Annotated in this window: 14 protein-coding genes and 1 pseudogene; 9 read left to right on the forward strand and 6 right to left on the reverse strand. The window is 63.8% G+C overall.

The annotated features are described in order from the left end of the window. Positions 1 to 664, reverse strand: a pseudogene (locus BN1137_RS18700) (electron transfer flavoprotein subunit alpha/FixB family protein); the annotation flags it as partial. Positions 665 to 761: 97 nt separating this feature from the next. Continuing rightward, a complete protein-coding gene (locus BN1137_RS18705; protein WP_050720041.1) occupies positions 762 to 1,529 on the reverse strand; it encodes an electron transfer flavoprotein subunit beta/FixA family protein in 768 nt (255 codons plus the stop codon). Between the two features lie 126 nt (positions 1,530 to 1,655). Between BN1137_RS18705 and BN1137_RS18710 the strand changes: the two genes are divergently transcribed. The 3 genes from BN1137_RS18710 (at position 1,656) to BN1137_RS18720 (ending at position 5,291) form a co-directional block, all read left to right on the forward strand. Continuing rightward, a complete protein-coding gene (locus BN1137_RS18710) occupies positions 1,656 to 3,299 on the forward strand; it encodes an electron transfer flavoprotein-ubiquinone oxidoreductase (RefSeq protein WP_050720042.1) in 1,644 nt (547 codons plus the stop codon). Between the two features lie 394 nt (positions 3,300 to 3,693). After that, positions 3,694 to 4,641: a magnesium/cobalt transporter CorA gene (gene corA, locus BN1137_RS18715; protein WP_042653558.1), complete on the forward strand. Its 948-nt coding sequence runs from the start codon at positions 3,694 to 3,696 to the stop codon at positions 4,639 to 4,641. Positions 4,642 to 4,820: 179 nt separating this feature from the next. Next, a complete protein-coding gene (locus tag BN1137_RS18720) occupies positions 4,821 to 5,291 on the forward strand; it encodes a DUF2919 domain-containing protein (protein WP_050720043.1) in 471 nt (156 codons plus the stop codon). Positions 5,292 to 5,354: 63 nt separating this feature from the next. Here the strand turns inward: BN1137_RS18720 and BN1137_RS18725 are convergent, their stop codons facing one another. Beyond that, positions 5,355 to 6,107, reverse strand: a complete 753-nt coding sequence (locus tag BN1137_RS18725) for a hypothetical protein (protein WP_050720044.1) — start codon at positions 6,105 to 6,107, stop codon at positions 5,355 to 5,357. A 255-nt stretch (positions 6,108 to 6,362) separates the two neighbouring features. On the opposite strand from BN1137_RS18725, the gene BN1137_RS18730 reads away from it, so the two are divergent. From BN1137_RS18730 to BN1137_RS18750, 5 genes are all read left to right on the forward strand, one after another. After that, positions 6,363 to 7,601, forward strand: a complete 1,239-nt coding sequence (locus tag BN1137_RS18730; RefSeq protein ID WP_050720045.1) for an MFS transporter — start codon at positions 6,363 to 6,365, stop codon at positions 7,599 to 7,601. A 57-nt stretch (positions 7,602 to 7,658) separates the two neighbouring features. Next, positions 7,659 to 9,632: a siderophore amonabactin TonB-dependent receptor gene (locus BN1137_RS18735; RefSeq protein WP_050720046.1), complete on the forward strand. Its 1,974-nt coding sequence runs from the start codon at positions 7,659 to 7,661 to the stop codon at positions 9,630 to 9,632. A gap of 76 nt (positions 9,633 to 9,708) precedes the next feature. Continuing rightward, positions 9,709 to 10,725: an amonabactin ABC transporter permease subunit 2 gene (locus BN1137_RS18740; protein ID WP_050720047.1), complete on the forward strand. Its 1,017-nt coding sequence runs from the start codon at positions 9,709 to 9,711 to the stop codon at positions 10,723 to 10,725. A 9-nt stretch (positions 10,726 to 10,734) separates the two neighbouring features. Next, positions 10,735 to 11,802 (forward strand): amonabactin ABC transporter permease subunit 1, encoded by a 1,068-nt coding sequence (locus tag BN1137_RS18745; protein WP_050720048.1) that lies wholly within the window; start codon positions 10,735 to 10,737, stop codon positions 11,800 to 11,802. Positions 11,803 to 11,845: 43 nt separating this feature from the next. Then, positions 11,846 to 12,667, forward strand: a complete 822-nt coding sequence (locus BN1137_RS18750; RefSeq protein ID WP_050720049.1) for an amonabactin ABC transporter ATP-binding protein — start codon at positions 11,846 to 11,848, stop codon at positions 12,665 to 12,667. A 51-nt stretch (positions 12,668 to 12,718) separates the two neighbouring features. Here the strand turns inward: BN1137_RS18750 and BN1137_RS18755 are convergent, their stop codons facing one another. Then, entirely contained in the window at positions 12,719 to 13,456 is a 738-nt protein-coding gene (locus tag BN1137_RS18755; protein ID WP_050720050.1) for a 4'-phosphopantetheinyl transferase family protein, read from the reverse strand. A 202-nt stretch (positions 13,457 to 13,658) separates the two neighbouring features. On the opposite strand from BN1137_RS18755, the gene BN1137_RS18760 reads away from it, so the two are divergent. Continuing rightward, complete coding sequence (locus tag BN1137_RS18760; RefSeq protein ID WP_050720051.1) at positions 13,659 to 14,603, forward strand: ABC transporter substrate-binding protein; 945 nt, start codon at positions 13,659 to 13,661, stop codon at positions 14,601 to 14,603. A 218-nt stretch (positions 14,604 to 14,821) separates the two neighbouring features. On the opposite strand, the gene BN1137_RS18765 is transcribed toward BN1137_RS18760, so the two are convergent. Together BN1137_RS18765 and BN1137_RS18770 are read right to left on the reverse strand one after the other, a co-directional pair. Continuing rightward, entirely contained in the window at positions 14,822 to 16,369 is a 1,548-nt protein-coding gene (locus tag BN1137_RS18765) for an amino acid adenylation domain-containing protein (RefSeq protein WP_050720052.1), read from the reverse strand. Next, positions 16,366 to 22,629 (reverse strand): non-ribosomal peptide synthetase, encoded by a 6,264-nt coding sequence (locus BN1137_RS18770; protein WP_050720053.1) that lies wholly within the window; start codon positions 22,627 to 22,629, stop codon positions 16,366 to 16,368. Before BN1137_RS18770 ends, BN1137_RS18765 begins: the two co-directional genes overlap by 4 nt. Positions 22,630 to 22,633: the final 4 nt, after the last annotated feature.

Here is a 22,633-nt window from a genome sequence, read left to right on the forward strand (position 1 = left end):
CCCCCAGCTTGTCAGCCAGCGCCTCGATGAGAGCAAATTGCTCTTTCGAACCAAGCGCCCTGCCCCCCGAAACCACCACCCGCGCCGCGCCCAGCTCCGGCCTCATCGAGCGCACAGCCCTGCGTTCGATCAGCCGGGTTCGGCACCTGAGCTCGGGTACCGGCACCCGCGCGCAGGGCGCCATGGTCGCACCGCGGATCGCCTTGGCAAACGCCGTCGGCCTGATGGTGAGCACCTTGATGGGCGCCGAGAGCTCGACCCTGGCAATGGCATTGCCCGCATAGATGGGACGCAGGAAGGTGTCGGCACTCTCGATGCCCGTGACCTCCGACAGCATCTCCACCCCGAGCCGGGCCGCCACCCGTGGCAACAGATCCTTGCCATGGCTGCTCGCCGCCATCAGGCAGTGCTGATAGTCCCGTGCCAGCTGACACAGCAGGTTGCCGACACCGTCATTGAGTCCCTCCGCCAGCATGGGGTGCTCGGCCAGCAGCACCCGGTCCACTCCTTGCAGCGCCGCCGCCTGCTCCGCCGCCTCGGTCAATCCCTGGCCCAGAAGGAGCAGGTGCACCTCGCCGCCAAGCTGGCCCGCCGCCGTGACCAGATGGGCGGCGCTGTCGGCCAACTGGCCCTGATGATGTTCGGCAATAACCAGTACGCTCATGGCAACACCTTAGCTTCGTTCGCGATCTGTTTTACTGCGCCAGCGCCACGTCCAAGCCTGGGCCAGCACCCGATATGTTCAACCATCAACAAGGTGCTCATGGCAGCACCTTGGCTTCGTACCTGAGCTTGTCCAGCAGTTCATCCACCGAGCCGACCCTTATCCCTGCGCTGCGCACGGGGGGCGCCATCACCCCGAGCAAGCGGCTCTGACCGGATGCGATCACGCCGAGTGTCGAGAAGGGCTGGCTTTCCAGCGGCTTGCGCTTGGCTTTCATGATGTTGGGCAAGGAGGCAAAGCGGGGCTCGTTCAGGCGCAAGTCCACGGTCACCACCGCGGGCAAGGCCATCCCCAGAGTTTCCAGACCGCCGTCTATCTCCCGGGTCACCTGCAATTCGCCATCGCTCAGCCGAAGCACGGAGGCGAAGGTGGCGAGCGGCCAATCAGTGAGGGCAGAGAGCATCTGGCCGACCTGATTGTTGTCGGAATCGATGGACTGTTTGCCGAGCAGCACCAGATCCGGTTGCTCCTGCTCGCACAACCGTTGCAAGGCGCGGGCCACCGTCAGCGGAGTCAGTTGCTCCTCAGCTGTACTCTTATCCGTGACGTAATGCAGCGCCCGATCCGCCCCCAGCGCCAGGGCATGGCGCAGTTGCTCGGCCGCCGCCTCCGGCCCGAAACTCACCACCACCAGTTCGCTCGCGATGCCGGCTTCGCGCAGCCTCACGCCCTCTTCCAGCGCGATCTCACAAAACGGGTTGATGCCCATCTTCACATTGGCGAGCTCCACATCGGAGCCATCGCTCTTGACCCGGATCTTGACGTTGAAATCAACGACCCGTTTAACCGCGACCAGCAGCTTCATGTCGGTCTTCCTCGTACCGGTTGAGTGAATCCATTTTGCACTCTCACACTTTATATGCTGACAAAACGCTTTACGTTTACGTAAACTACCATCACTACCCTAGGCCAAGTCGAGCGCAGAGGCAAGATGGAACGCGAAGCAATGGAATTTGATGTCATCATCGTCGGTGGCGGCCCGGCAGGCCTCAGCGCCGCCATCGCACTGAAACAACAGCATGCCGATCTCACGGTCTGCGTACTGGAAAAAGGGGCCGAGATTGGCGCCCATTTGCTCTCCGGCGCCCTGCTCGATCCCGTCGCCCTCAAGGAGTTACTGCCAGAACGCTGGCAGCAGGCGCCGCTCGGCGTACCGGTCAGCGACGATCGGGTACATCTGCTGCAAAGCGAGAGCCGCGCCCTGCAACTACCCCACTGGGCAGTGCCGCCGCGCATGCACAACGACGGCTGTCACATCGTCAGCCTCGGCAACCTGTGCCGCTGGCTCGCCCGGGAGGCCGAGTCACTCGGGGTCGAGATCTACCCCGGCTTCACCGCCAGCGAGCTCATCTTGGAGGACGGAAGGGTAAGAGGGGTAATAACGGGAGATCTTGGGCTGGACAAGGATGGAAGTCCCAAGGCGGATCACGTGCCCGGCATGGCGCTTTATGGCCGCTACACCTTGTTTGCCGAGGGCGCCCGTGGCCATCTTGGCAAGCAGTTGATCGCCGAATTCCAGCTGGAAAGCCAGACCCAACCCCAGCATTACGCCATCGGCTTCAAGGAGCTGTGGCAGGTACCCGCCGACCAGTCCCACCCCGGCCTGGTGCTGCATGGCAGCGGCTGGCCCCTCAATGAGGATGGTGGCAACAAGAGCCAGGGGGGCTTTTATCTCTATCATCTGGAAGGCAATCAGGTGGCGGTCGGCCTCATCGTCGACCTCAACTACCAGAATCCCTGGCTCAGCCCGTTCGACGAATTCCAGCGCCTCAAGCATCACCCGCTGATCGCACACACTTTGCAGGGAGGCGAGCGCATCAGTTATGGCGCTCGCGCCATTGCCAAGGGAGGCTGGCATTCACTGCCCTGCATGCACTTTCCCGGCGGCCTGCTCATCGGCTGCGATGCGGGCACCCTGGATTTCTCCCGCATCAAGGGCATTCACTGCGCCATGAAGTCAGCCATGCTGGCGGCGAAAACCGTCGCCATGAGCCTGCGCGGCGGCGATGAGGGAGGTCGGGATCTGGCCGAGTTTCAGGATGAACTGCAACAAAGCTGGCTGGCGCAGGAGCTGATCGCTGCCCGCAACTTCGGCGCGGCGCTGCACCGCTTCGGCCCCTGGCTCGGCGGCGCCTTCAACTGGCTGGAACAGCGACTCTGGGGCAAGGGCTCCCCCGTGACGCTCCTGGACAAGGAGCCGGACTATCGCCAGCTGCGCCTGGCCAGCCGCTGCCCGCCCATCTCCTACCCGAAACCCGATGGCAAGCTCAGCTTCGACAAGCTCTCCTCCGTCTATCTCGCCAACACCAGTCATGACGAGGATCAGCCCTGTCACTTGCGGCTGCAGGACGCGAGCATCCCGGTGGAGGTAAATCTGCCCACCTGGGCCGAGCCAGCCCAGCGTTATTGTCCGGCCGGGGTGTTCGAGATCCTGGAGTCTGAGGGACGGCCAAGGCTGCAGATCAACGCGGCCAACTGCATCCACTGCAAGACCTGCGACATCAAGGATCCCAGCCAGAACATCATCTGGACGCCGCCGCAGGGAGGCTCTGGGCCCAACTACCCCAATATGTGAGATATGAGATATAGGAAAATAAGCGACAGCGAGGCTGCTTCCTCCCCGCATGTCTTCTGAGCCCGGCCCCAAGGTAGTGCCGGGCCAGCGACCCCAAGGCGGAAGCGTCGCAACGCCACCGGATCCCGCCAGCCCGCTCCAGGATCCAGCCCTCGCAGGCTGGGTTCTGACCAGCCAGACAGCTGCTCCGACCTCGCCGCTTTTTTGAGCAAACAGGCTGAACCCCCGATGAATAGGCCCTGACAAGCGCGCCCTGCCCCTGTATAGTTCGCCGCATTCAGGTTGTCCATCGGCCTCGCTACGCTATTTCATGGGATCGCTTTCTGTGCGATCTAGGGCCGCATGAACCTGTGCAACCATCCCTGATGACCCACGACTTTTTAAGGGGGGACAGATGATCACCGCCTACATTCTCAATAACAAGGTGCTGGACATAGTGACGCTCGGGCCGGACGACATAGTCCCCGACAACACTGTCTGGCTGGATGCCTACAAGCCGGACACGGCGGAGCGAGAATGGTTGACGGGCCTGTTCCTGGAGGAGGTACCGGACAAGGAGGAGTTGGACGACATCGAAGCGTCCGCTCGTTTCTACTGGGACACCGATGGCCTGCACATCCACTCCCTGTTCCCCCAGCGGATCGGTCGCGACACCAAGGGTGTCCACGTCTCCTTTACCCTGCGCAACAACCTGTTGATCAGCATCCGTGAGGATGATATCGGCCTGGTTCGCCTGCTGCGCCACTATATGCGCCAGGACCGGCTGGAGGTGGAGAATGCCCTCGATATTCTGCTGGAAGTACAGAATCTGAAGGTGGAATATCTCTCTGATCTCATTGAAGACGGTTATAAAACCCTGGAAAACACCGCGGACCAGATTTTTGAACCGGATCAGATCAACGCCATGCTCAAGGAGCTGATGGCCCAGGAAGAGGCCAACGGCCAGATCCGTCTCTCCCTGCACGATACCCGCCGTGCCCTGCGCTTCCTCAAACGCAGCCTGCGCCAGCGCATGACCGGCGAGCAGAACAAGTGGATCGACGAGATGCTGCACGATGTGGAATCCCTGCTGCCCCACACCCAGTTCCTGTTCGACAAGATCAACTTCCAGCTGGAGGCCTCCATGGGGGTGACCAATCTGGAGCAGAACAAGGTGATCAAGATCTTCTCGGTTGCCGCGGTGATCTTCCTGCCACCGACCCTGATCGCCAGCATCTACGGCATGAACTTCGGCCGCATGCCGGAGCTCGCCTGGGAGTATGGCTATCAAATGTCGCTGGTATTGATGGTGATGTCGTCGCTCGGCACCGGTCTCTTCTTCAAGCGCAAGGGCTGGCTGTAACGAGCATACCGTCATACCAAAAAAGAATGTGGATTGGGGAGCTTGGGTTCCCCGATTAATTTCTGCCCAGCACCCAGCTTGTAAAGCACGACTCACCGCCCCATATCCCCTCTATCTTCAGCGCGATCCGGTTCCAGTAGCAGCCGGTATCAGTACAATCCGGCAACAGATGGGCTCCTATGACCCTTTATCCCGAACATCGATATGACGATCACGGCCAGTTGCGTCCACCGCTCTGGTTCTGGCCCATCGCCCTGCTGCTGACCCGCTCGGTCTGGTTGTTCCTGATGGCGGGAGTGACCCGCGAGAGTGGCAGCGAGATCCTGAGTCTCTTCTATCCGGACAAGATCAGCCTCTATATCAGCCTGCTGACCGACGTGCCCGCCATGTTGGCGCTGCTCGCCTGCGGCGGCACCCATCAGCAGGGCCGAAGCGTTCGCGCCTGGCTCAGACGCCACAGCCGCGGTCTGCTGCTCTGCTCCACCCTGAGCGGCCTGGTGATGCAGTTGCACAGCCTGAATCTGCAGAAGTGGTCGTTCAGCTGGCCCACCGCCCTGGTGCTGATCGGCAGTCTCTGGGCACTCTGGTATCTGCTCAAGAGCCGCCAGATCCGGGAATATGCCGTCGATAAGCCCCACGCCCAGCCTTGATCAACATCATGCCTGAATGCGTGATCATGGCCGCCATCCGGCACTAAGACCCCCTGCCAGCAGCTATTGGCGGCTGACCCGGATCTGCAGCGTCTGTCGCTCGCTGCCACTTGCCTGCCCGAGTTGCGACGGGTTCGAGAGTTGGGCCCCCTGACTGCTCTGGCTGGTGGAGAGCTCCCCCACCGTCAACCATTCACCTGGGGCGCCACTCACCTCGGTGGCGCTCTGGCCGGTCTTGATGTCACCCCGCTCCAGCCGCGCCTGTTCACTGCTGAGCTCTATCTGTACCCGATCGCCTATCAGAGTGGCGGTGGCGTAGAGGCCATTGATCAGCGGCACCATGCCCACCACTCGCCCACCCTGCCAGCGATAGAAGGTGACCGGCTGGTAGGAACCCATCTGCAGCAGCACCGGCCGCCCCGACAGGCCACGCACCTGCCAGTTGTCGTTCTGGCTGCGCTGATAATCTTGCGCCCCGCCTTCAATAAGCCACTGCCGTTTGGCATTGTCATTGCCAACACCGACCCCCAGCTGGCTGTTGCTTGAGGCCCCTTCCACCCGCCACTCGATGAGCAGGCTCTGGGGTGGCTGATTGAGCTGATTCAGGGTGGCCTCGGCCTCTTGCAACTGGGCGGGCGTGCCGCTCAGCACCAGCTGATTGCCCATGGCGCTGACCCCAAGATCCGGGTAGATCTCTTTCAAGGTTTGCACCATGGCTGGCGCCTCAAACACCGGGATCACCTTGACCTCGGCCCGCACGGACAGCGCCCAGAGCAGGCTGCACCACAATATCCAACTCCATCGCCAAACTTTCATCCTCATCTCCCCGCTACAAAACTTGTCTCATGACAGTGTGTCATCATCCCCCATGAATGTGCCATCACCGACGTGGTCCAACATTTCCTCCCTCTCTTTTTGCTGGCTTTTTTCTGGCCATTCTGGCGTTTATCACTCCTCACCAAACAAGACTCATAAGGAAATAAACCAACGCAAATAAAAATGGTTATCATTTGTTGTCACAATAAGATCGCTCGGATACAATTCGGACTCATTTTTTCGAGTCAGCCTCTGATGAAGCCAGATCCTGTCGTCTCCAGCACCCCCGCCACCATCCATCTGGCACTGCTGATCAACATGCTCTCCATGGGCAGCATGATGATGGTGATGCCCCTTGGCCCGGATTTGGTGGTCAACCTCGGCATGCAACCGGAGCAGACCGGTTACTTCAGTGGCGGTGCCACCCTGGGCGCCGCGCTCATGGGCATTATCACGGCGCCCTGGCTCGATCGCTTCAATCGCAAACCCGCCCTGCTGCTGCTGTTGACCCTGCGCTTCCTGTTGCTGATGGCCTGCGCCCTGGTGCAAGACAGTCAGCAACTGCTGGTGCTGTTCATTCTCTCTGGCTGCGTCGCTGGACCGCTCTCCGCCATCCTGATGGCAGCAGTGCTGGATCTGGTGCCACCGGCCGAGCGGGGACGCCGTCTCGCCTATGTGGGCATGGCATTTTCCCTCGCCGCCATCCTGATCGTGCCCGTCGCCCTGACCCTGGCCCAGTGGCTCGGCTGGCAGAGCCCCTTCCTGCTGTTTGGCGCAAGCGGCCTGCTGCTGGCCCTGCTGAGCAGCCGTCTGCTGCCTTCCCTGCCGGTCACTCGCTCCCCGCACGGCAGCGGCCTGCGCCAGTTGCTCGCCTCTCCCCTGTGTCAGGGTGCCCTCGGCATTCTCTGTTTGCAGATGTTCGGCCACTTCCTGCTGATCCCGCACTTTGCGAACTACTTCCAGTTCAACCTCGGCTTCCCCCGTGAGCAGATAGCCGCCCTCTACCTGTGCGGCGGCCTTGCCAGCATGGCCACCATGCGCCTGTGTGGCGGTTGGATTGACAAGGGCCGTGCCCAGGGCGCCATCCTGCTCACCAGCCTGGCGCTGGCGCTGGTCACCCTGCTCGGCTTTGCCCTGCCCGTCGGCATGCCCATCTATTTGCTGTTCACCCTGTTCATGGCGCTGAGTTCGGCCCGCGCCAGTACCACCCTCGCCATCACCGCGGGCATCCCGGCGCCCCATCAGCGCGCCGCCTTCATGTCATTCCAGGGCACGGTCACCAATGTGGCAGCCGGGCTCGGCAGCCTGCTGTCAGCCAGATACCTCGTCTCTGACCAGACCGGCGCCCTGCAGGGTTTCGCCAGTCTGGCCTGGCTCAATATCGCCTGTGGCCTGTTGGCCTGCGGTGGTGTCGGCTTCCTCATCAAGGGGCTGGCGCGGATAAAAAATAACAATAACCCCACGTCTGGCCCGGCCAGACAAGGAAGTCAGTGAGCAGCGGGCCGACAGAGCCCGAACCCATAATTTCGGTTTTTTCATGGAGCTTTAACAATGCAGTTGCAGCACGGCGTATTTAAATTAAACCCCATCCTGCTCTCCCTCGGGCTGATGGCCCTGCCGGGTCTGGCCCAGGCCGAATCGGTCAAGGCCAACGAGACAGTGGTGGTCACCGCCACCCAGACCAAGCACACCGAGTTCACGGCTCCGGCCAGCGTCTCCGTGGTGAGCCGCGCCGATCTGGACAAGATGAACGTCAACAACATCGGCGATGCACTCAAGCATGTGCCGGGCGTCAACATCGTTGCTACCAACCCCACCGGCCGTAACGAGATCAAGATCCGCGGCATGGGCGGCGACTACACCCTGCTGCTGATCAACGGCAAGCGGGTCAATGCCCGTGAGACCCTGGGCAGCGCCTACGGCAACGACTTTGACCTAAGCTCCATCCCCATGGCGGCCATCGAGCGCATCGAAGTGATCCGCGGCCCCGTCTCCTCCCTGTACGGTGCCGATGCCCTGGGCGGCGTGGTCAACGTGATCCTGCGCCAGGCCACCGAGAAGACCGAAGCGGGTGTCGGCTACACCCACAGCATGCCGACCAAGGGTGACGGCGGCGATGCCAACCAGGGCAGCGCCTATGTGTCCGGTGCCCTCATCGACAACAAGCTGCTCGGCAACATCGTGGTCGAAGGCTATCAGCGCGATCGCTGGAAGAGCGAGCAGAGCAACAACCCGGACGCCGATGCGCTGGAAAAACGCGAAGTGGTCAACGTGCTGACCGGCCTGAAGTGGCTGGTGGCCGACAATCAGGACGTCGAATTCGATCTGGGCTACAACCAGAACGACATGGACAGCTACTTCAACAACGTGCCCCGCGCCCCGACCGCGCCGGCCACCCCGCACAACGTGCAGAATCTGGATCGCCTGAGCCTGGGTGTTAGCCACAACGGTCGCTGGGAGCACTTCGACAGCCGGGTGCGTTACTACTTCGAGCAGATCGACCTGATGGACGATTCCCAGCTCAACGGCGGCGCCGCCGATGTTACCCAGACCAACAACACGGTCGACGGTCAGGTCAGTGGCTATCTGGGCGAGCACCTGCTCACCTCCGGTGCCGAGCTGCGCAAGACCGAGCTGGAGCACAGCCGCAACATCACCAATGGCAGCGTGGATGCCTCCCAGAGCGCAGTCTACTTGCAGGACGAATTCAGCTTCGGCGATCTGGCGCTGACCCTCTCCGGCCGTCTGGATCACCACGAGACCTATGGCAACGAGTTCAGCCCCCGTGCCTACGCCCTCTACACCCTGACCGACGAGTGGGTGATCAAAGGCGGCGCCGGCAAGGCGTTCAAGGCACCGACCCTGGCCCAGTCCAGCGAAGGCTTCTCCACCACCGCCTGCCGTGGCGCCTGCCAGGTGATCGGTAACCCGGATCTGAAACCGGAAACCGCCATCAGCTATGAGCTGGGTACCGCCTACGAGAGCGATCGCTTCGGCGCCGGCGTGACCGGTTTCCACAACGACATCGAGGACCTGATCCAGAGCGATCAGTGGGGCCCTGGCTACCGTCCGACCGTGATGACCTACCTCAACGTCAAGAAGGCCCGCATCAAAGGCCTGGAGCTGACCGGCTGGGTCGACGTGCTGGACGGCGTGCAGCTGACCGGTAACTGGACCATGCTCGACTCCGAAGACAAGAGCACGGGTGAAGACCTGGCCAAGACCCCGGATCACACCGGTAACCTCGGCCTGGATTGGCAGGCGACCGACGTGGTCAGCGCCAACTTGGCCTGGCAATACGTTGGCAGCCAGATCATCAAGGTGCCGGCGCGCAACGCCCAGGCGTTCAAGTCCGAGCACTACCAGACCCTGGACGTCAACACCAACTGGAAGGTCACACCAGCCCTGGATTTCAAGCTCGGTATCACCAACCTGACCAACACCCAGCGTGATCAAGTCGCCACCGACGCCGACTTCATCCTGGAAGGTCGTACCGTCTACGCCGGCGTAGATTACAAGCTGTAATATCCCGATCTGGGAGCCCTGGAAACAGGGCTCCCTTTTTGCGTTTCTACTACCCCGAATTGAAAGGAGTCATTGAGTGCTCAGATACCAAGCACAGCTGTTCTGGCTCGGAGTGCTGCTCCTCTTCCTGCTGATTTCGCTGTCACTGGCCACTGGCGCCGGTGTCTATGGTGGCCATGAGGTCGCCGGTTTCCTGCTGGGCGATCCCGTCCTCGTGGCCGATGAAAAGCTCGCCATGATAGTCAATACCTTGCGCGTGCCCCGCACCCTCGCCGCTCTGGTGGTGGGCGTCTGCCTCGCCTTGGCCGCCTCCATGCTGCAAAGTGCCACCCGCAATCCGCTGGCCGAACCCGGCCTGCTCGGGGTCAACGCCGGCGCCGTATTCGCGCTGGTCATCGGCCTCACCTATTTTGGCGTCGAATCCGCCTACGGTTATCTGCTCTGGTCCGGCATGGGCGCCCTGATGGGCAATATCATCGTGCTCGGCCTCGGCCTGATGGTGGGTCGCTCCAACCCGCTCAAGCTCATTCTGGTCGGCGTCGCCCTCTCCGCCACCTTCGGCGGCCTCTCCAATTTCCTGCTGCTCTCCAACAAAGTGGTGCTGGAACAGTTCCGCTTCTGGAACTTGGGGTCGCTCGCCGCCTCCAGCCTCGATGCGGTGCTGACGGTGCTGCCCTTCGCCCTGGCAGGGCTGCTGTTGACCCTGGCGCTCTGTCGCCAGCTCACCCTGATGCAGATGGGGGACAATCAGGCCCAGGCGCTCGGCATCCGACCGACCCGGGTGCGCATCGGGGTGCTCTTGGCCGCAACCCTGTTCACCGCCTGCGCCATCGCCATCGCCGGCCCCATCGGTTTCGTCGGCTTCCTGGCCGCCTACTGCGCTCGCCTGGTGGAGCCGGTGCGCCTGTCCATCCAGGTACGTTTCTCCGCCCTGTTCGGGGTGCTGTTCCTGCTCGGCGCCGACATACTGGCGCGCTGGCTGCTGCAACCGTTCGAGCTGCCCAATGGGGTGATCCTGGCGCTGATCGGTGCCCCCGTACTCATCCTGGTGGTGCGCAGCGGCGGTTTCCGCTCCCTGCTGGCCGTGAAATAAGGGCATCTCATGACACATGCAATCAACAAGACTCCCTCGCCCACCCTGCCAACCGGCACCTTCTGCCTGCGGATAGGCAAGCGGACCCTGCTGCTCGAGCGCCGCGCCTGGTTCATTACTCTCGCGCTGATGCTCGCTCTGGTGCTGCTCTCCCTGCTGGCGCTGACACTCGGCTCGGGCAAGATCACCATGCTGGGGGTCATCCAGACCCTGATGGGGGAAGGAAGTCGCCTCAGCGAGGTGACGGTATTCAAGATTAGGCTGCCGCGCATCGTCGCCGTGCTGGTGGCGGGCGCCGCCATGGGCCTCTCCGGCTGCCTGGTGCAGACCCTCATTCGCAACCGCCTCGCCACCCCGGACATGATAGGGGTCAACGAGGGGGCCTCCCTTGCCATCATCATCTTCTCCCTCTACCTCACTCTCGGCAGCTGGCCCTGGTGGGCGGCGCCGCTCGGTGCCCTGTTCGCCGCGGCCGTGCTCTACGCCCTGTGCAACAAGCCGGGTGAGCAGGGTTATCTGTTCGTGGTGATCGGCATCGGCGTCTCCGAGCTGATGAACGCCATCGGCCAGTTCGCCATGTCCACCCAGTCCCTGGTGCACCTCACCAGCCTCTACCTTTGGAACATGGGCAACTTCGTCGGCCAGGGCTACGCCACCGTGCTGCCGGTGGGCCTGCTGATCCTTCTGGTCTGCCCCTGGATAATCTATCTCTCCCGCGCCCTCGGCGTGCTGCGTCTGGGGCCCGTCACCGCCCAGAACCTCGGGGTGAACGTGAATCGGGTGCAGCTCGGGGTACTGGCCCAGGCCATCGTGGTCGCGGCGCTCGGCACCGCCATCGGCGGCCCCGTGGTGTTCATCGCCATGGCCGCCCCCATCCTCGCCTCCTGGCTCTCTCGGGATCGCATAGTGCCGCTCTGGATAGCGGCGCTGTCCGGCGCCCTGCTGCTGCTCGCGAGCGATACCCTGGTGCGGGTGCTGGCCAGCCCCCACGAGGTCGCCACCGGCATTATGACCCGTATTCTTGGCGGCATGCTGCTGCTGTTCGTGCTCATCAAAGACAGACAGAAGGCCGACTGACGATGCTTTTTATCCTTTTCACCTTCAGACAAGGGGCCGTTTGATGACGCTCACCGTAAACCGCCTTCGTTTCGGCTATCAGCACAAGCCCGTCTTCGATGACGTCTCCTTCACCATCCCCAAGGGCAAGCTGGTGGGGATTGTAGGCCCGAATGGCGGTGGCAAATCCACCCTGCTCAAGTTGCTGGCAGGCCAGGAGCAGCCCCAGAGCGGGGAGATTTTACTCAAGGGCAAGCCGCTGGCGAACTACGGCATGAAGGCGTTGGCCCGAGAACTCGCCTACCTGCCCCAGCGACCGCTGGTGCCCGCCGGCATCCGGGTCGAACAGCTGGTGCAATATGGCCGCCATCCCCACCAGGGCTGGTTCAATCAGTGGAGCGAGGAGGATGCGCGCATGGTGCACTGGGCCTGTGAGCGGATGCAGCTGGGCGCCATCTGGCAGCAAAGCGCCAGCTCCCTCTCCGGCGGTCAGGCACAGCGAGTCTGGCTCGCCATGGTGCTGGCTCAGGATGCGGACATCATCTTGCTGGACGAGCCCACCAGCGCGCTCGACATCGGTCACCAGACCGAGGTGATGGAGGCCATCCACCAGATCACCGCCGCCGGCAAGACGGTGCTTATCGTCATCCACGATCTAGCCACCGCCGCCCGCTACTGTGACGAGCTGATTGCGCTTGGCGATGGCGGCGTGCAGGCCATTGGGCCGGCGCGGGAGGTGGTGACCAAGCCGCTCATCGACCGCCTCTACCAGACCGACGTCGATATCCTGCACGCCCCCGGCGACGGCGCCCCGGTGATAGTACCGCGCAGGCGCACCGAGGCGGATTCGCAAACGGATAACCCTGTGGCCAGACAGCAGGCCTGAATGAAAAAACCGCCCATCCGGCGGTTTTTTACTGTCTCATCCCTTAGTCCGTCAAAGTGCCAGCAGGGTGAGCAGGCCCCCAGGCAGCCGCTGCCAGTGCAGGGTGCAGTGCCAGCCGGCGGGCAAGTCAGGGGCAAGCGCCGTCTTCAAGCTCAGGCTGAGAGTTTCGGCCCCCATGGCCGACCAGCGGGCGTCGAGAAAATCGAAATAGCGCCCGACCCTGGGGTAGAGCGACTTGAACAGGCTCTCCTTGGCGGAGAACACCAGGGTCAGCCCCTCTGCCACGCTCAGATCGGCGGCGGTGGCGCTCTCTGCCAGTCGTTCCCACTCCTCCTTATCGACGATGCCGGGCCAGAGCTGCGCCGCCTGGTCGGCATCGAGCCAGGCCTCCAGATCCAGCCCCAGCCCACCTTCTCTCGGGCGCACCGCGCACAGGGCCACCCCCTTCCCCAGTAACTGGCTGTGGCTGATACTGCCCTCCATGCCAGCTGGCCAACATGGCTCCCGGTGCTGGCCTATGGCTACTGTCTGCGCTCCCAAACCGAAGGGGCCAAGGGCATGACGGGCCGCCAGCCGTCCCGCCAGAAACTCCCCCTGACGTTTGGCCACGGCCCCGCGCAGATTGGCGGGAAGGCTGATGCCATGGCCATCCAGGCTGGCCGAGGTGAAGGCGGCAGGATCGAAACAGACCCGGTGAATGGGCAACTGCGCCAGCCCTGCCAACGTCAGCACGTCGGTTTGCAGTATGAAGTCCGTGGCGGGGGAAATCGGGGAGAGGGGCGCTGGCATCAGAAAATCTCGCAATGGGGAGCCCATGGTAACAAAGCGCCGCCCTGGCACAAATACAAATGACAACGTTTCTCACTTAACTTGTGATAGCATAGCCCCGCCCATTTGGGGCCGATAGCAGACAGATCATTCAGGCAACGCGCGTTGGCAGTCAATCATGCCCGTAAACAGCGCCGCCGATTTCACCCATAAGGATGTAACGATGACGATCCCCTCCCCCTTGGTAGCCGCGCTGGTGCTGGCTAGTCTGGTCGGCTTTCAGGCCCAAGCCCGGACTGACACCCGTCAGGTGACCGATGCCGACGGCAAGACCCTGAGCGTGCCCGCCCACCCCAAGCGGGTGGTGGTGCTGAGTGAAATCGATCTCGACACCGCCCTGACTCTGGGCGTGCAACCGATCGGTACCGTCAACGGTCGCGGCCAGGCCACCCTGCCCCGCTACCTGCTGGACAAGGCGGGCAAAGACATCGCCATCGTCGGGGATCTTGACAATCCCAACCTGGAGCGGTTGATCGATCTGGAGCCGGATCTCATCCTGACCAATCAGACCAAGCCCGAGCTACTGACCCTGCTCAAGGAAATCGCCCCCACCGTGGTCACCGGCAACTGGGGCCAGCCCTGGAAAGAGGTGTTCAGCCGCAGCGCGGCGGTGCTGAACAAGGAAGCCGAAGGCAAGGCCTTCCTCGCCCAGTATGATGCCCGCCTGCAAGAGGCCCGCAGCCGGCTTGCCAAGCATCAGGGCGAGCAGCTCAGCATAGTGCGCTGGAATCCGAAGGGACCGAGCTACATGCACGGCGGCACCTTCGCCAGCAGCGTGGTGATGGAGATGGGGCTGGCGCGCCCGTCGCACCAGATGGGTGACAAGAGCCCCCACTCCCCGGCCCTGAGCCTGGAGTCCCTCAACCTGCTGGACGGTGACTGGCTGGTGATCGGCACCCTGAGCGCCAGCGGCGATGCGGTGGATGCCATGAAGCAGGCCGAGCAGACCCCCGCCTTCCAGCAACTGAATGCCATCAAGGCCAAGCGCTTCGGCGCGGTGGACGGGTCGCTGTGGACCTCCACCGGCGGGCCTCAGGCCGCCCTCAAGGTGATCGACGATGTGGAGCAGCTGATGAGCAAGCCAGATGCGGCCCCCCTCACCCGCTGAGTTCCCTTGTTCACCCGAATAGCAAAAGCCCGCAGGATGCGGGCTTTTTTATTGGCGGGAATTGACGGGATCATCTCCTGGCAAAGGAATAACGGGCCGAGATCCCGTTATCCACAGACGAAACAAGCCAAAACGGAATGATTAACCACTAAGTTTCGAACAATCAGCGTAATTAAGCTGAAAAATACATTAAAACCAGATTAACTATTCACCGCATTTTACTCAGGCAGTGGCAACGCCTTTCTGTCGAGTTTGCCGCTGCCGGTCTTGGGCAGGGCGTCGAGCAGCAGGATCCGCGCCGGCACCATGTAGTGGGGCAGGCTGGCCTGCAGGCCCTTGCGCAGGGCAAGCCGATTGAGGACCACCCCGGCTTTGGCCTCCACATAGCCCACCAGCATGGCATCGTCCCCCTCGCCGATGAGGCGCACCGCCGCCTCCTGCACCCCGGGCTGGCGGCGAAGGCCCGCCTCGACTTCGCCGAGTTCGATGCGAAAACCGCGCAGCTTTATCTGATCGTCGCGCCGCCCCAGGTAGAGGAAGCTGTCGCTGCCAAGCTTGCGTACCCGATCGCCAGTGCGATAGAGGCGGTGGTTATCGAGGCGCAGGAAGGCCGCCGTGGTGAGGGCAGGTTTGCGCCAGTAACCCTCGCACAGGGCCGGGCTCTCGATGCAAAGCTCCCCCTCTTCCCCTTCGCCCACCGATTGCCCCGCCGCGTCCAGCACCCAGTGCCGGTAGCCGGGCAGGCTGTTACCGACGGTGATGCGCCCCCCGGCCGGCGGCATGCGCACCTCGCTCACCAGCGACCAGACGGTGGCCTCGGTCGGACCGTAACAGTTCCACAGCCGCTGGGTGCGGTTGCACAGCTGCTCGGCCAGCCCCAGATCCAGAGCCTCGCCGCCGCACAGGGCGGTGAGGCTGTCATCCCCCTGCCAACCCGCTTTGAGCAACATGCGCCAGCAGGCCGGGGTCGCCTGCAGCCAGTTAATCGTCCTGTCCGCCGCCAGCAGCGCCATCATCCCCAGCGGATCCTTGTTGTGCTGATTGCCAGCCACCGTCAGGCGGCCCCCGCTCCAGAGCGGCCCCAGCATCTCCAGCAGGGAGATGTCGAAGGCCGGGGTGGTGATAAACAGCCAGTGGCAACCCGGGGTCAGCCCGAGCCGCTCGCGGATCCCGTCGAGGAAGCAGAGCAGGGCGCGCCGACTGATGACCACCCCCTTGGGCTCACCGGTGGAGCCCGAGGTAAACATCATGTAGGCCGCCAGGGCATCGTCCACCAAGGGGTAGGACGGCGCCCCGCGGCGCACGCCGCCAGGCTCAGACTCGGCCAGCTCGGCGAGGGCCCGCCGCGGGCAGCCAAAGTCAGGCACATCCGATCCGCGATCGCAGAGCACCGCCGAAAGCCGCGCCTGACGGGCGATGCCCTGCAGCCGCTCCACCGGGAAGTCCGGCTCCAGTGGCACGAAGGTCAGGCCGAGGCGCAGACAGGCGAGCAGGCTGGCCACCAGATCCGGCGTGCGATCCAGATAGAGTCCAACCCGCTCCCCCACCGCCAGCCCTTGCAGGCTGGCGGCAATCTGGTCGACCCGGCCGTGCAACTCGCCATAGGTCAACCAACCACCATCCATGCCGATGGCGGGCGCCAGCGGTGTGCCGCCGAGCAGGCTGGCCAGGCGAGTGCCCAGCCCCACCTTCTGCGCCAAGTGAGACGGGGAAACCCCCGCCTCCTTGACTGCGACCTGGGTTGCGACAGGAGTTGAAGCCGTCATGACACCTCCTCGGGCAGGCGTACCAGCCAGTGATTAAAGAGTGCGCAAGGTACTCCGTGCGCCTTGAGATCCCGCAGGGTCAGCGGGCGGTGATCCGCCCCGAACGCCTGATTCAGGGTCGCCAGCAGGGCAAGCTGTTGCACCGAATCCACCCCGAGCGCGGTCAGACTCTGCTGCCAGCTCGCGGCCTCACCACAGTGCTGCTGCCACAGGGCCAGCAGGCGACGAGCCTGGGGATCCGCCGGGCACGCCTCGGGCTGCGCAGGGGCCAACCCCGGAGCCGCGACGCGGACCGTCTCGACCCCACTCAGACGGGCCGGCTCGGCAAGGGAGGCCTGCGCCAACCATTCAAGCTCCGCCAGCCACTGCGCCAATACCGCCTCGGCACGAGGGCGCGCGATCAGCTCACCATCGTACTCAAAGCGCAGGCTGAGCTGGCCGCCACGCGCATTCACCACCAGCGAGAGCGGCAGCTCCACCTTCTCGACCACGTTGCCAAAGCGCGGCATCAGCTGATGAGGCTCGAGGGTTTGGGGCGGCGCCGGCATAGGATAGTTCTCGAACACGAACAGGCTCTGGAACAGACGGGCGCGCCCTCGGGTCAGGGCCGCAAGGGACTGGGTACCGTGCTGATTGAGCGCCATCAGATCCCCCTGCAGCTGGTTGATATGCTGCTCCAGAGTCGCCTCGGTGCGCCAATCCAGGGCGAGTGGCAGGCTGTTGATATAGAGCCCGACGCTGTCGGTGATCCCCTCGACGGGGAAGTCCCGACCCGGCGTCACGTTGCCCACCTGGGTCACAGGGTCGCCGCAATGACGGGCCAGCAATCGATGCCAGGCGTACTGGGCCAAGAGGCCCGCGGTCACACCGAGCTCGCGGGCCCGACTCTCCAGCTGGAAAGAGACGTCTGACGCCAGCGTCTGGCCGCAGACCTCGGGTCTGTGCTGGGTCAGGTGCGGCTCGAGCGCCACCCCGAACAGGCCGGAGAGATCGTTTGGCCGTGCCAGCAAGTCGGCGCGTCCCTGCCAATAGGCGGCAGTGGTGTCCGATCCGCTGGCGATATGGCGACCGAAGGCGAGCCAGGCGGTATCCGGTGTCACTTCTGGTGCCTGACCCTGCATCAGCGCTTGGTAGTGTCTATGCAGGGAGCCCAGCAGCACAGGGCCGCTCCAGCCATCGAGCACGGCGTGATGGGCGCTCAGGATCACCTTGTGGTGATCGGGGGCCAATTTGAAGCAGGCGATGCGCAGCAGCGGCGCCTTGTCCAGCGCGATGGGATAGGCCAAATCCTGCTGGCGGTAGGTCGCGACACGCGCCTCCGCCTGCGGGTCGCCGGACAGGTCCTCATAGTGGAACGGCAACTCGGCCTCATGCAGTATGCGCTGCAGGGCGACGCCCTCTTCCACCAGCAGGGCGGCGCGCAGCACCGGCCAGCGGGCGATCTGCGCCTGCCAGGCGCCGCGATACACGGCCACGTCCAACGCCTGGCGATAGTCCATCTCGGTCTGCAGATGGTAGGCGCTATCTCTGGGAGCCAGCGCCCTGTGATAGAGCATGCTCTGCTGCAAGGAGGTCATGGGCAGCAGGGTCTCGACCTCGCCCCCCGCCAGCCGCGGATCCAGCACCCGATCCAGCGCAGCCTGAGAGAGCGGCAGCCCCGGGAAGTCGCTCGGGGTGTGGCGCGGTGGCTGCACCGCGCAGCAAGCCTCGACCAGCGCCGTCAGATTGGCCGCCAGGGCCGTCATCAGGGCGTCGCTCGCCGCTTGGTTGAGGGCACCGACCTGACGCAGGGTGAGGCAGCCGCCGTAGACGCCGCCGTGCAGGCTGATGAGCTCGCGCGGCAGGTTCTCGGGCGCCGAGGGTTGACCCGGCGCGATGGGCAATGGCTGCCAGGGGGCCGGCGTGCCTCGGTGGGAGACCCCCAGGTAGTTGAAGACGATGGCGGAGTGGGGCAACCCCTGACCACGGGGATGGTGCACGCGCAGGGCGTTGAAGCCCACCCCCTTGTCCGGCACCGCTCGCAGCCGCTCCTTGGTGTCGCACACCAGATCGCTCCACGACTCACTATCGGCCAGCACCAGCGGATAGGTACTGGTGAACCAGCCGAGGGTGCGGCTCACATCCAGTTGCGGATCGATAGCTTCACGGCCGTGCCCTTCCAGCATCACGCACTGTTTGGCGCCGTAACCGAGCTCGCTCAGGGTGCGGGTCAGGGCGGCCAGCAGCAAGTCCGGCACCTGGGTGAAGTGCGCCTGATTGGCCTCATCGATGAGGCGAGCCGTGATCTTCTCATCCAGACGCAGCAGACTGGCGGCGGCGCGGCCATCCGGGGCGCGCTGCGCCTCCAGCAGCCGTTGATCCAGGCCTTCCCCTTGCCCCTGCCAGAATGCCAGTTGCGCGGCCTCACGGGCCGCATAAGCGGCAAGCCCCTCACCCCACTGGCGGTAGCTGCTGCCCTTGGCCGGCAGCCCCTTGCCCTCGGCGAGACGGACCAGATCTTCGGCCAGGATCCGCCAGGAGACGGCATCGATGACCAGATGGTGGAAGGCGATAAAGAGCCCTTCAACCGGCGCTGCGTCCACCTCGCTGGCGAGGTTGCAGAGCCGCGCCCAGGCCAGGGTCTGGCCCTGCTCTGGCGCAAAATCGCCCTGCCACTGGGTCAGGCGAGCCTGTAACGCGGTCTCATCCAGCCCGGTCGCATCCAGCACATGCAAGGGTGGCAGGGCCAGCGCGGGCAGATAGCGTTGGCCGGTCTCGGTCACTGCCAGACGCAGGGCGTCGTGGTGACCGAGCAGGGTATTCATCCAGCCGCTCAGGGCGGCGTCGTCGATACCGGCGGGCAGACGCAGGATCACCCCCTGGTTCCAGTGACCTGACTTGGCAAAGCCCTGCTCGAAGAACCAGTGCTGAATGGGGTGCAATGGGAACTCGCCCTCGAGCACGCCCTGCTCCGTTTTATGGCTGACCGCCTGCTGCTGGCCGAGCTGGCGACAGAGACGGCGCACCGTCTTGGCCTCGAACACGTCCTTCACGCTGCAGTGCAGCCCGGCGTCTCGCAGTCGGGTGGTGAGCTGGATGCTGAGGATGGAATCTCCCCCTAGGCGGAAGAAGTCATCTTCGACCCCGAGCGGCTGCTTGAGCACCCCTTGCCAGATGGCGAGCACCCGCTGCTCCAGCTCCCCTTGTGGCTCGGCCTTGCTCTCCTGCCAGTCGATGGCCGGCAAACGGCGCAAGTCCAGCTTGCCATTGGGGGTGAGCGGCATCTCGGGCAACCAACACAGCCGCACCGGCACCATGTATTCCGGCAGCTGTTCGCCGGCCCGTTGCAGCAGTGCCTCGCTATCGGGCTGCGTTGCCCCAGACTGCAGGCAGGCATAGGCCAGCAAGCGGCCCTCTTGCACCACCACCTTGATCTGGCGGATGGCTGGGCACAGCGCCGCAATCTGGGTCTCAATCTCGCCGGGTTCGATGCGATAGCCGCGCAGTTTTATCTGCTCATCGAGGCGGCCCAGGTAGTTGATGTTGCCGTCACGGCGCAGCAGCGCCCGATCGCCGGTGCGATAGAGGCGATAAGTGCGGCCAGCAAGGCTGCGCTCGACGAAGGCCTCTTGGGTGCGCTCCGGCAGATTGAGGTAGCCACGGGCCAGGCCGAGACCGGCCAGGCAGAGTTCTCCCGGTACCCCCACCGGGCAGGGGTTACCCGCCTCGTCCAGGATCAGCGCCTTCAGATTGTTGATGGGCTGGCCTATGGTGATGGGCGCGCCCGGCACCAGCCGCGCGCACAGCGCCGTCACCGTGCACTCGGTCGGGCCATACATGTTATAGAGTGCGACCCGGTTGCCCCAACGCTCCACCAGGCTGCTCGGGCAGGCTTCGCCGCCAAAACCTATGGCCTTGAGAGAGCCGAGATCCGCCGGCGGCAGCAGGTTGGCCAGCAGGGCGGTCGGTAAGATCATATGGCTGGCGCCGCGAGCCATGGCGGCGGCAATCACCCCCTCCCCCGGCTCGCAAAAATGCAGGGCTGCGCCGCACGAGAGTGGCAGCAAGGTCGTCATGTTGCCCGCATCGAACGACAGAGACATGCAGTTGAACATGGCGCCACTGTGAGCAAGGGCGATACGCGCCCCGTGATCCGCCATCAGATTGACCAGGCTGCCCTGCTCCACCATGACCCCCTTGGGCAAGCCTGTGCTGCCCGAGGTGTAGATGATCTGGGCCAGCATGGCGGGCTCGCGAGCCAAGGCCGGTGCTTGCGATGGCAGGCCCTCCAGAACAAGCTGATGCAGGTTCTGATAACGGGCCTGCGTGCCGGATGCCGCCAGCGGCAAGGCCTCGGCCAGGCGTTCGTCCTGCTCTCCGCCCAGCACCAGGCTGATGCTGGCGTCGGTGAGGATATGGGCTAGCCGCTCGGCGGGATAAGCGGGATCGAGCGGCACATAGGCCGCCCCCGCCTTCCAGCAGGCCAAGAGGCCAATGACGAAGGCGACGTCCCGTTTGGCCTGAATGCCGACGGCGGCGCCCGGGGTCACCCCTTGCGCCAGCAGCCAGTGGGCCAGCCGGTTGGCACGGGCCTCCAGCTCGCCGTAGCTCAGGGCGCGCTCATCATCGCTCACCGCAAGGGCTGCCGGATGAGTCGCCGCCTGGCGCTCGAACTGGCAGATCAAAGTATCCTGGCTTGGATACTGCGTCGGAAGCGCGGCGAGCTCGGCCGCCAGCGCGGCCTCATCCATTCCCGCCTCCAGCGGCAGCTGCCAGATGTCCGTCTCGGGGGCGGCCACCACGGCGCGCATCAGGTGCAACAGGCGATCCGCATAGCCTTCGATGGTGGCCCGCTCGAACAGGGCGGTGGCAAACAGCCAGTCCACCCGCACCGAGTCCATCAACTCGGTCACCTTGACCGAGATGTCGGTCTTGGCGGGCAACACCGGCGAAGTCTCCTCCACCAGCTGACAGCCGGGGATGAGATCGTTGAAATCCACCTTGGCCTGATACACCAGCATGATCTGGAAGATGGGGTTGATGGCGGTAGTGCGATCTGCGCCTATGGCCTCAGCCAGCGCCTCAAACCGATAGAGTTGATGGTCAAAGGCAGCTAGATCTTCTTCCCGGCACTGCTGCAGGTAGTCCACGAAGCTCGGTCGCCCCGCCAGCTGAGTTCTCAGCACCAGGGTATTGACGAAGAAGCCCACCAGGGACTCAATCTCGTGGCGCTCGCGGTAGGCGAGCGGGGTGCCGATGACCACTTCCTTCTCCCCGCTCTGGCGCACCATCAGCAGGGCAAACAGGGCGTGCAGACCGATGAAGTTGGAGGTGTTGTGGCGCTGGCACAGCCGCTTGAAGCTGTCCCACAGGGCGTTGTCTATGGTGGAGAATACCAGCTCGCCGCCGCTGGTCTGATGGGCCGGGCGCGGCTTGTCGAGCGGCAAACCATGCACTTCGGGGCTACCGCTGAGGCGGTCCACCCAGAACGGTTTGAACTCGGCGTGATAGTCGAGGAAGCGCGGGGAGTTGAACCAGTGGGCATAGTCGAGATAGGTGAGCGGTAGCTCAGCCACGTTCAGAGGCTCGCGGTTCTGGTGGGCCAGGAAAGCGCGTTTGAGATCGGCGAACATGTTCTTGACCGACCAGCCGTCAGAGATGATGTGATGCTGGGTGATCAGCAGCACATGCTCATGGCTGCCAAGCCGGATGAGGTGCACCCGGCTCAAGTCCCCTTTGGTCAGGGAGAAGGGGCGGCCTATCTCTTCGCGCACCCGGCGGGCCACATAGGCCTCGCGCTCGGCATCAGGCGCTGCGCTCACATCCTCTATCTGCAGCCTGAACGGCTGGTGGGGCAGGATCTCCTGCGCCCCCCTGCCCGCCTCGTCCTTGACGAAACGGGTGCGCATACTGGGGTGGCGGGCAAACAGGTGATCGAAGGCAAATTCCAGGGCCGCGGTATCCAACTCGCCGCGCACCCGGAAATAGACCGGCATGTTGTAGAGGTGGGAGGCCTCCTCGTACTGCTCGATAAACCAGAGCCCGCTCTGGGAAGAGGAGAGCGGCCCCTGCAGGGCACCCCGGGCGGCTATGGGAGCCTCGAAGGCGGCGCGCGCGCCAAGGCAGCGCACCAGCTCGTCCTTGTGCGCCTTGATGAGGGCGCCGATGGCCGGGGTCACCGCCTCCTTGCTCGATTGGGAGATGAGCTGACCCTTGTCGTTCAGGGCCAGCTTGACCCCCTGGCGCTCCAGTTGCTGGAGCAACCTAATCATGTTGTTCATAAAT

Origin of the sequence: Aeromonas tecta (genome assembly GCF_000820185.1) — a bacterium.
Lineage (GTDB): Bacteria > Pseudomonadota > Gammaproteobacteria > Enterobacterales > Aeromonadaceae > Aeromonas > Aeromonas tecta.

Excerpts from the sequence above, each read along its gene's own strand:
- BN1137_RS18705 (WP_050720041.1), bottom strand. The coding sequence starts at position 1,529 with ATGAAGCTGCTGGTCGCGGTTAAACGGGTCGTTGATTTCAACGTCAAG.
- BN1137_RS18710 (WP_050720042.1), top strand. The coding sequence starts at position 1,656 with ATGGAACGCGAAGCAATGGAATTTGATGTCATCATCGTCGGTGGCGGC.
- corA (WP_042653558.1), top strand. The coding sequence starts at position 3,694 with ATGATCACCGCCTACATTCTCAATAACAAGGTGCTGGACATAGTGACG.
- BN1137_RS18720 (WP_050720043.1), top strand. The coding sequence starts at position 4,821 with ATGACCCTTTATCCCGAACATCGATATGACGATCACGGCCAGTTGCGT.
- BN1137_RS18725 (WP_050720044.1), bottom strand. The coding sequence starts at position 6,107 with ATGAAAGTTTGGCGATGGAGTTGGATATTGTGGTGCAGCCTGCTCTGG.
- BN1137_RS18730 (WP_050720045.1), top strand. The coding sequence starts at position 6,363 with ATGAAGCCAGATCCTGTCGTCTCCAGCACCCCCGCCACCATCCATCTG.
- BN1137_RS18735 (WP_050720046.1), top strand. The coding sequence starts at position 7,659 with ATGCAGTTGCAGCACGGCGTATTTAAATTAAACCCCATCCTGCTCTCC.
- BN1137_RS18745 (WP_050720048.1), top strand. The coding sequence starts at position 10,735 with ATGACACATGCAATCAACAAGACTCCCTCGCCCACCCTGCCAACCGGC.
- BN1137_RS18750 (WP_050720049.1), top strand. The coding sequence starts at position 11,846 with ATGACGCTCACCGTAAACCGCCTTCGTTTCGGCTATCAGCACAAGCCC.
- BN1137_RS18755 (WP_050720050.1), bottom strand. The coding sequence starts at position 13,456 with ATGCCAGCGCCCCTCTCCCCGATTTCCCCCGCCACGGACTTCATACTG.
- BN1137_RS18760 (WP_050720051.1), top strand. The coding sequence starts at position 13,659 with ATGACGATCCCCTCCCCCTTGGTAGCCGCGCTGGTGCTGGCTAGTCTG.
- BN1137_RS18765 (WP_050720052.1), bottom strand. The coding sequence starts at position 16,369 with ATGACGGCTTCAACTCCTGTCGCAACCCAGGTCGCAGTCAAGGAGGCG.
- BN1137_RS18770 (WP_050720053.1), bottom strand. The coding sequence starts at position 22,629 with ATGAACAACATGATTAGGTTGCTCCAGCAACTGGAGCGCCAGGGGGTC.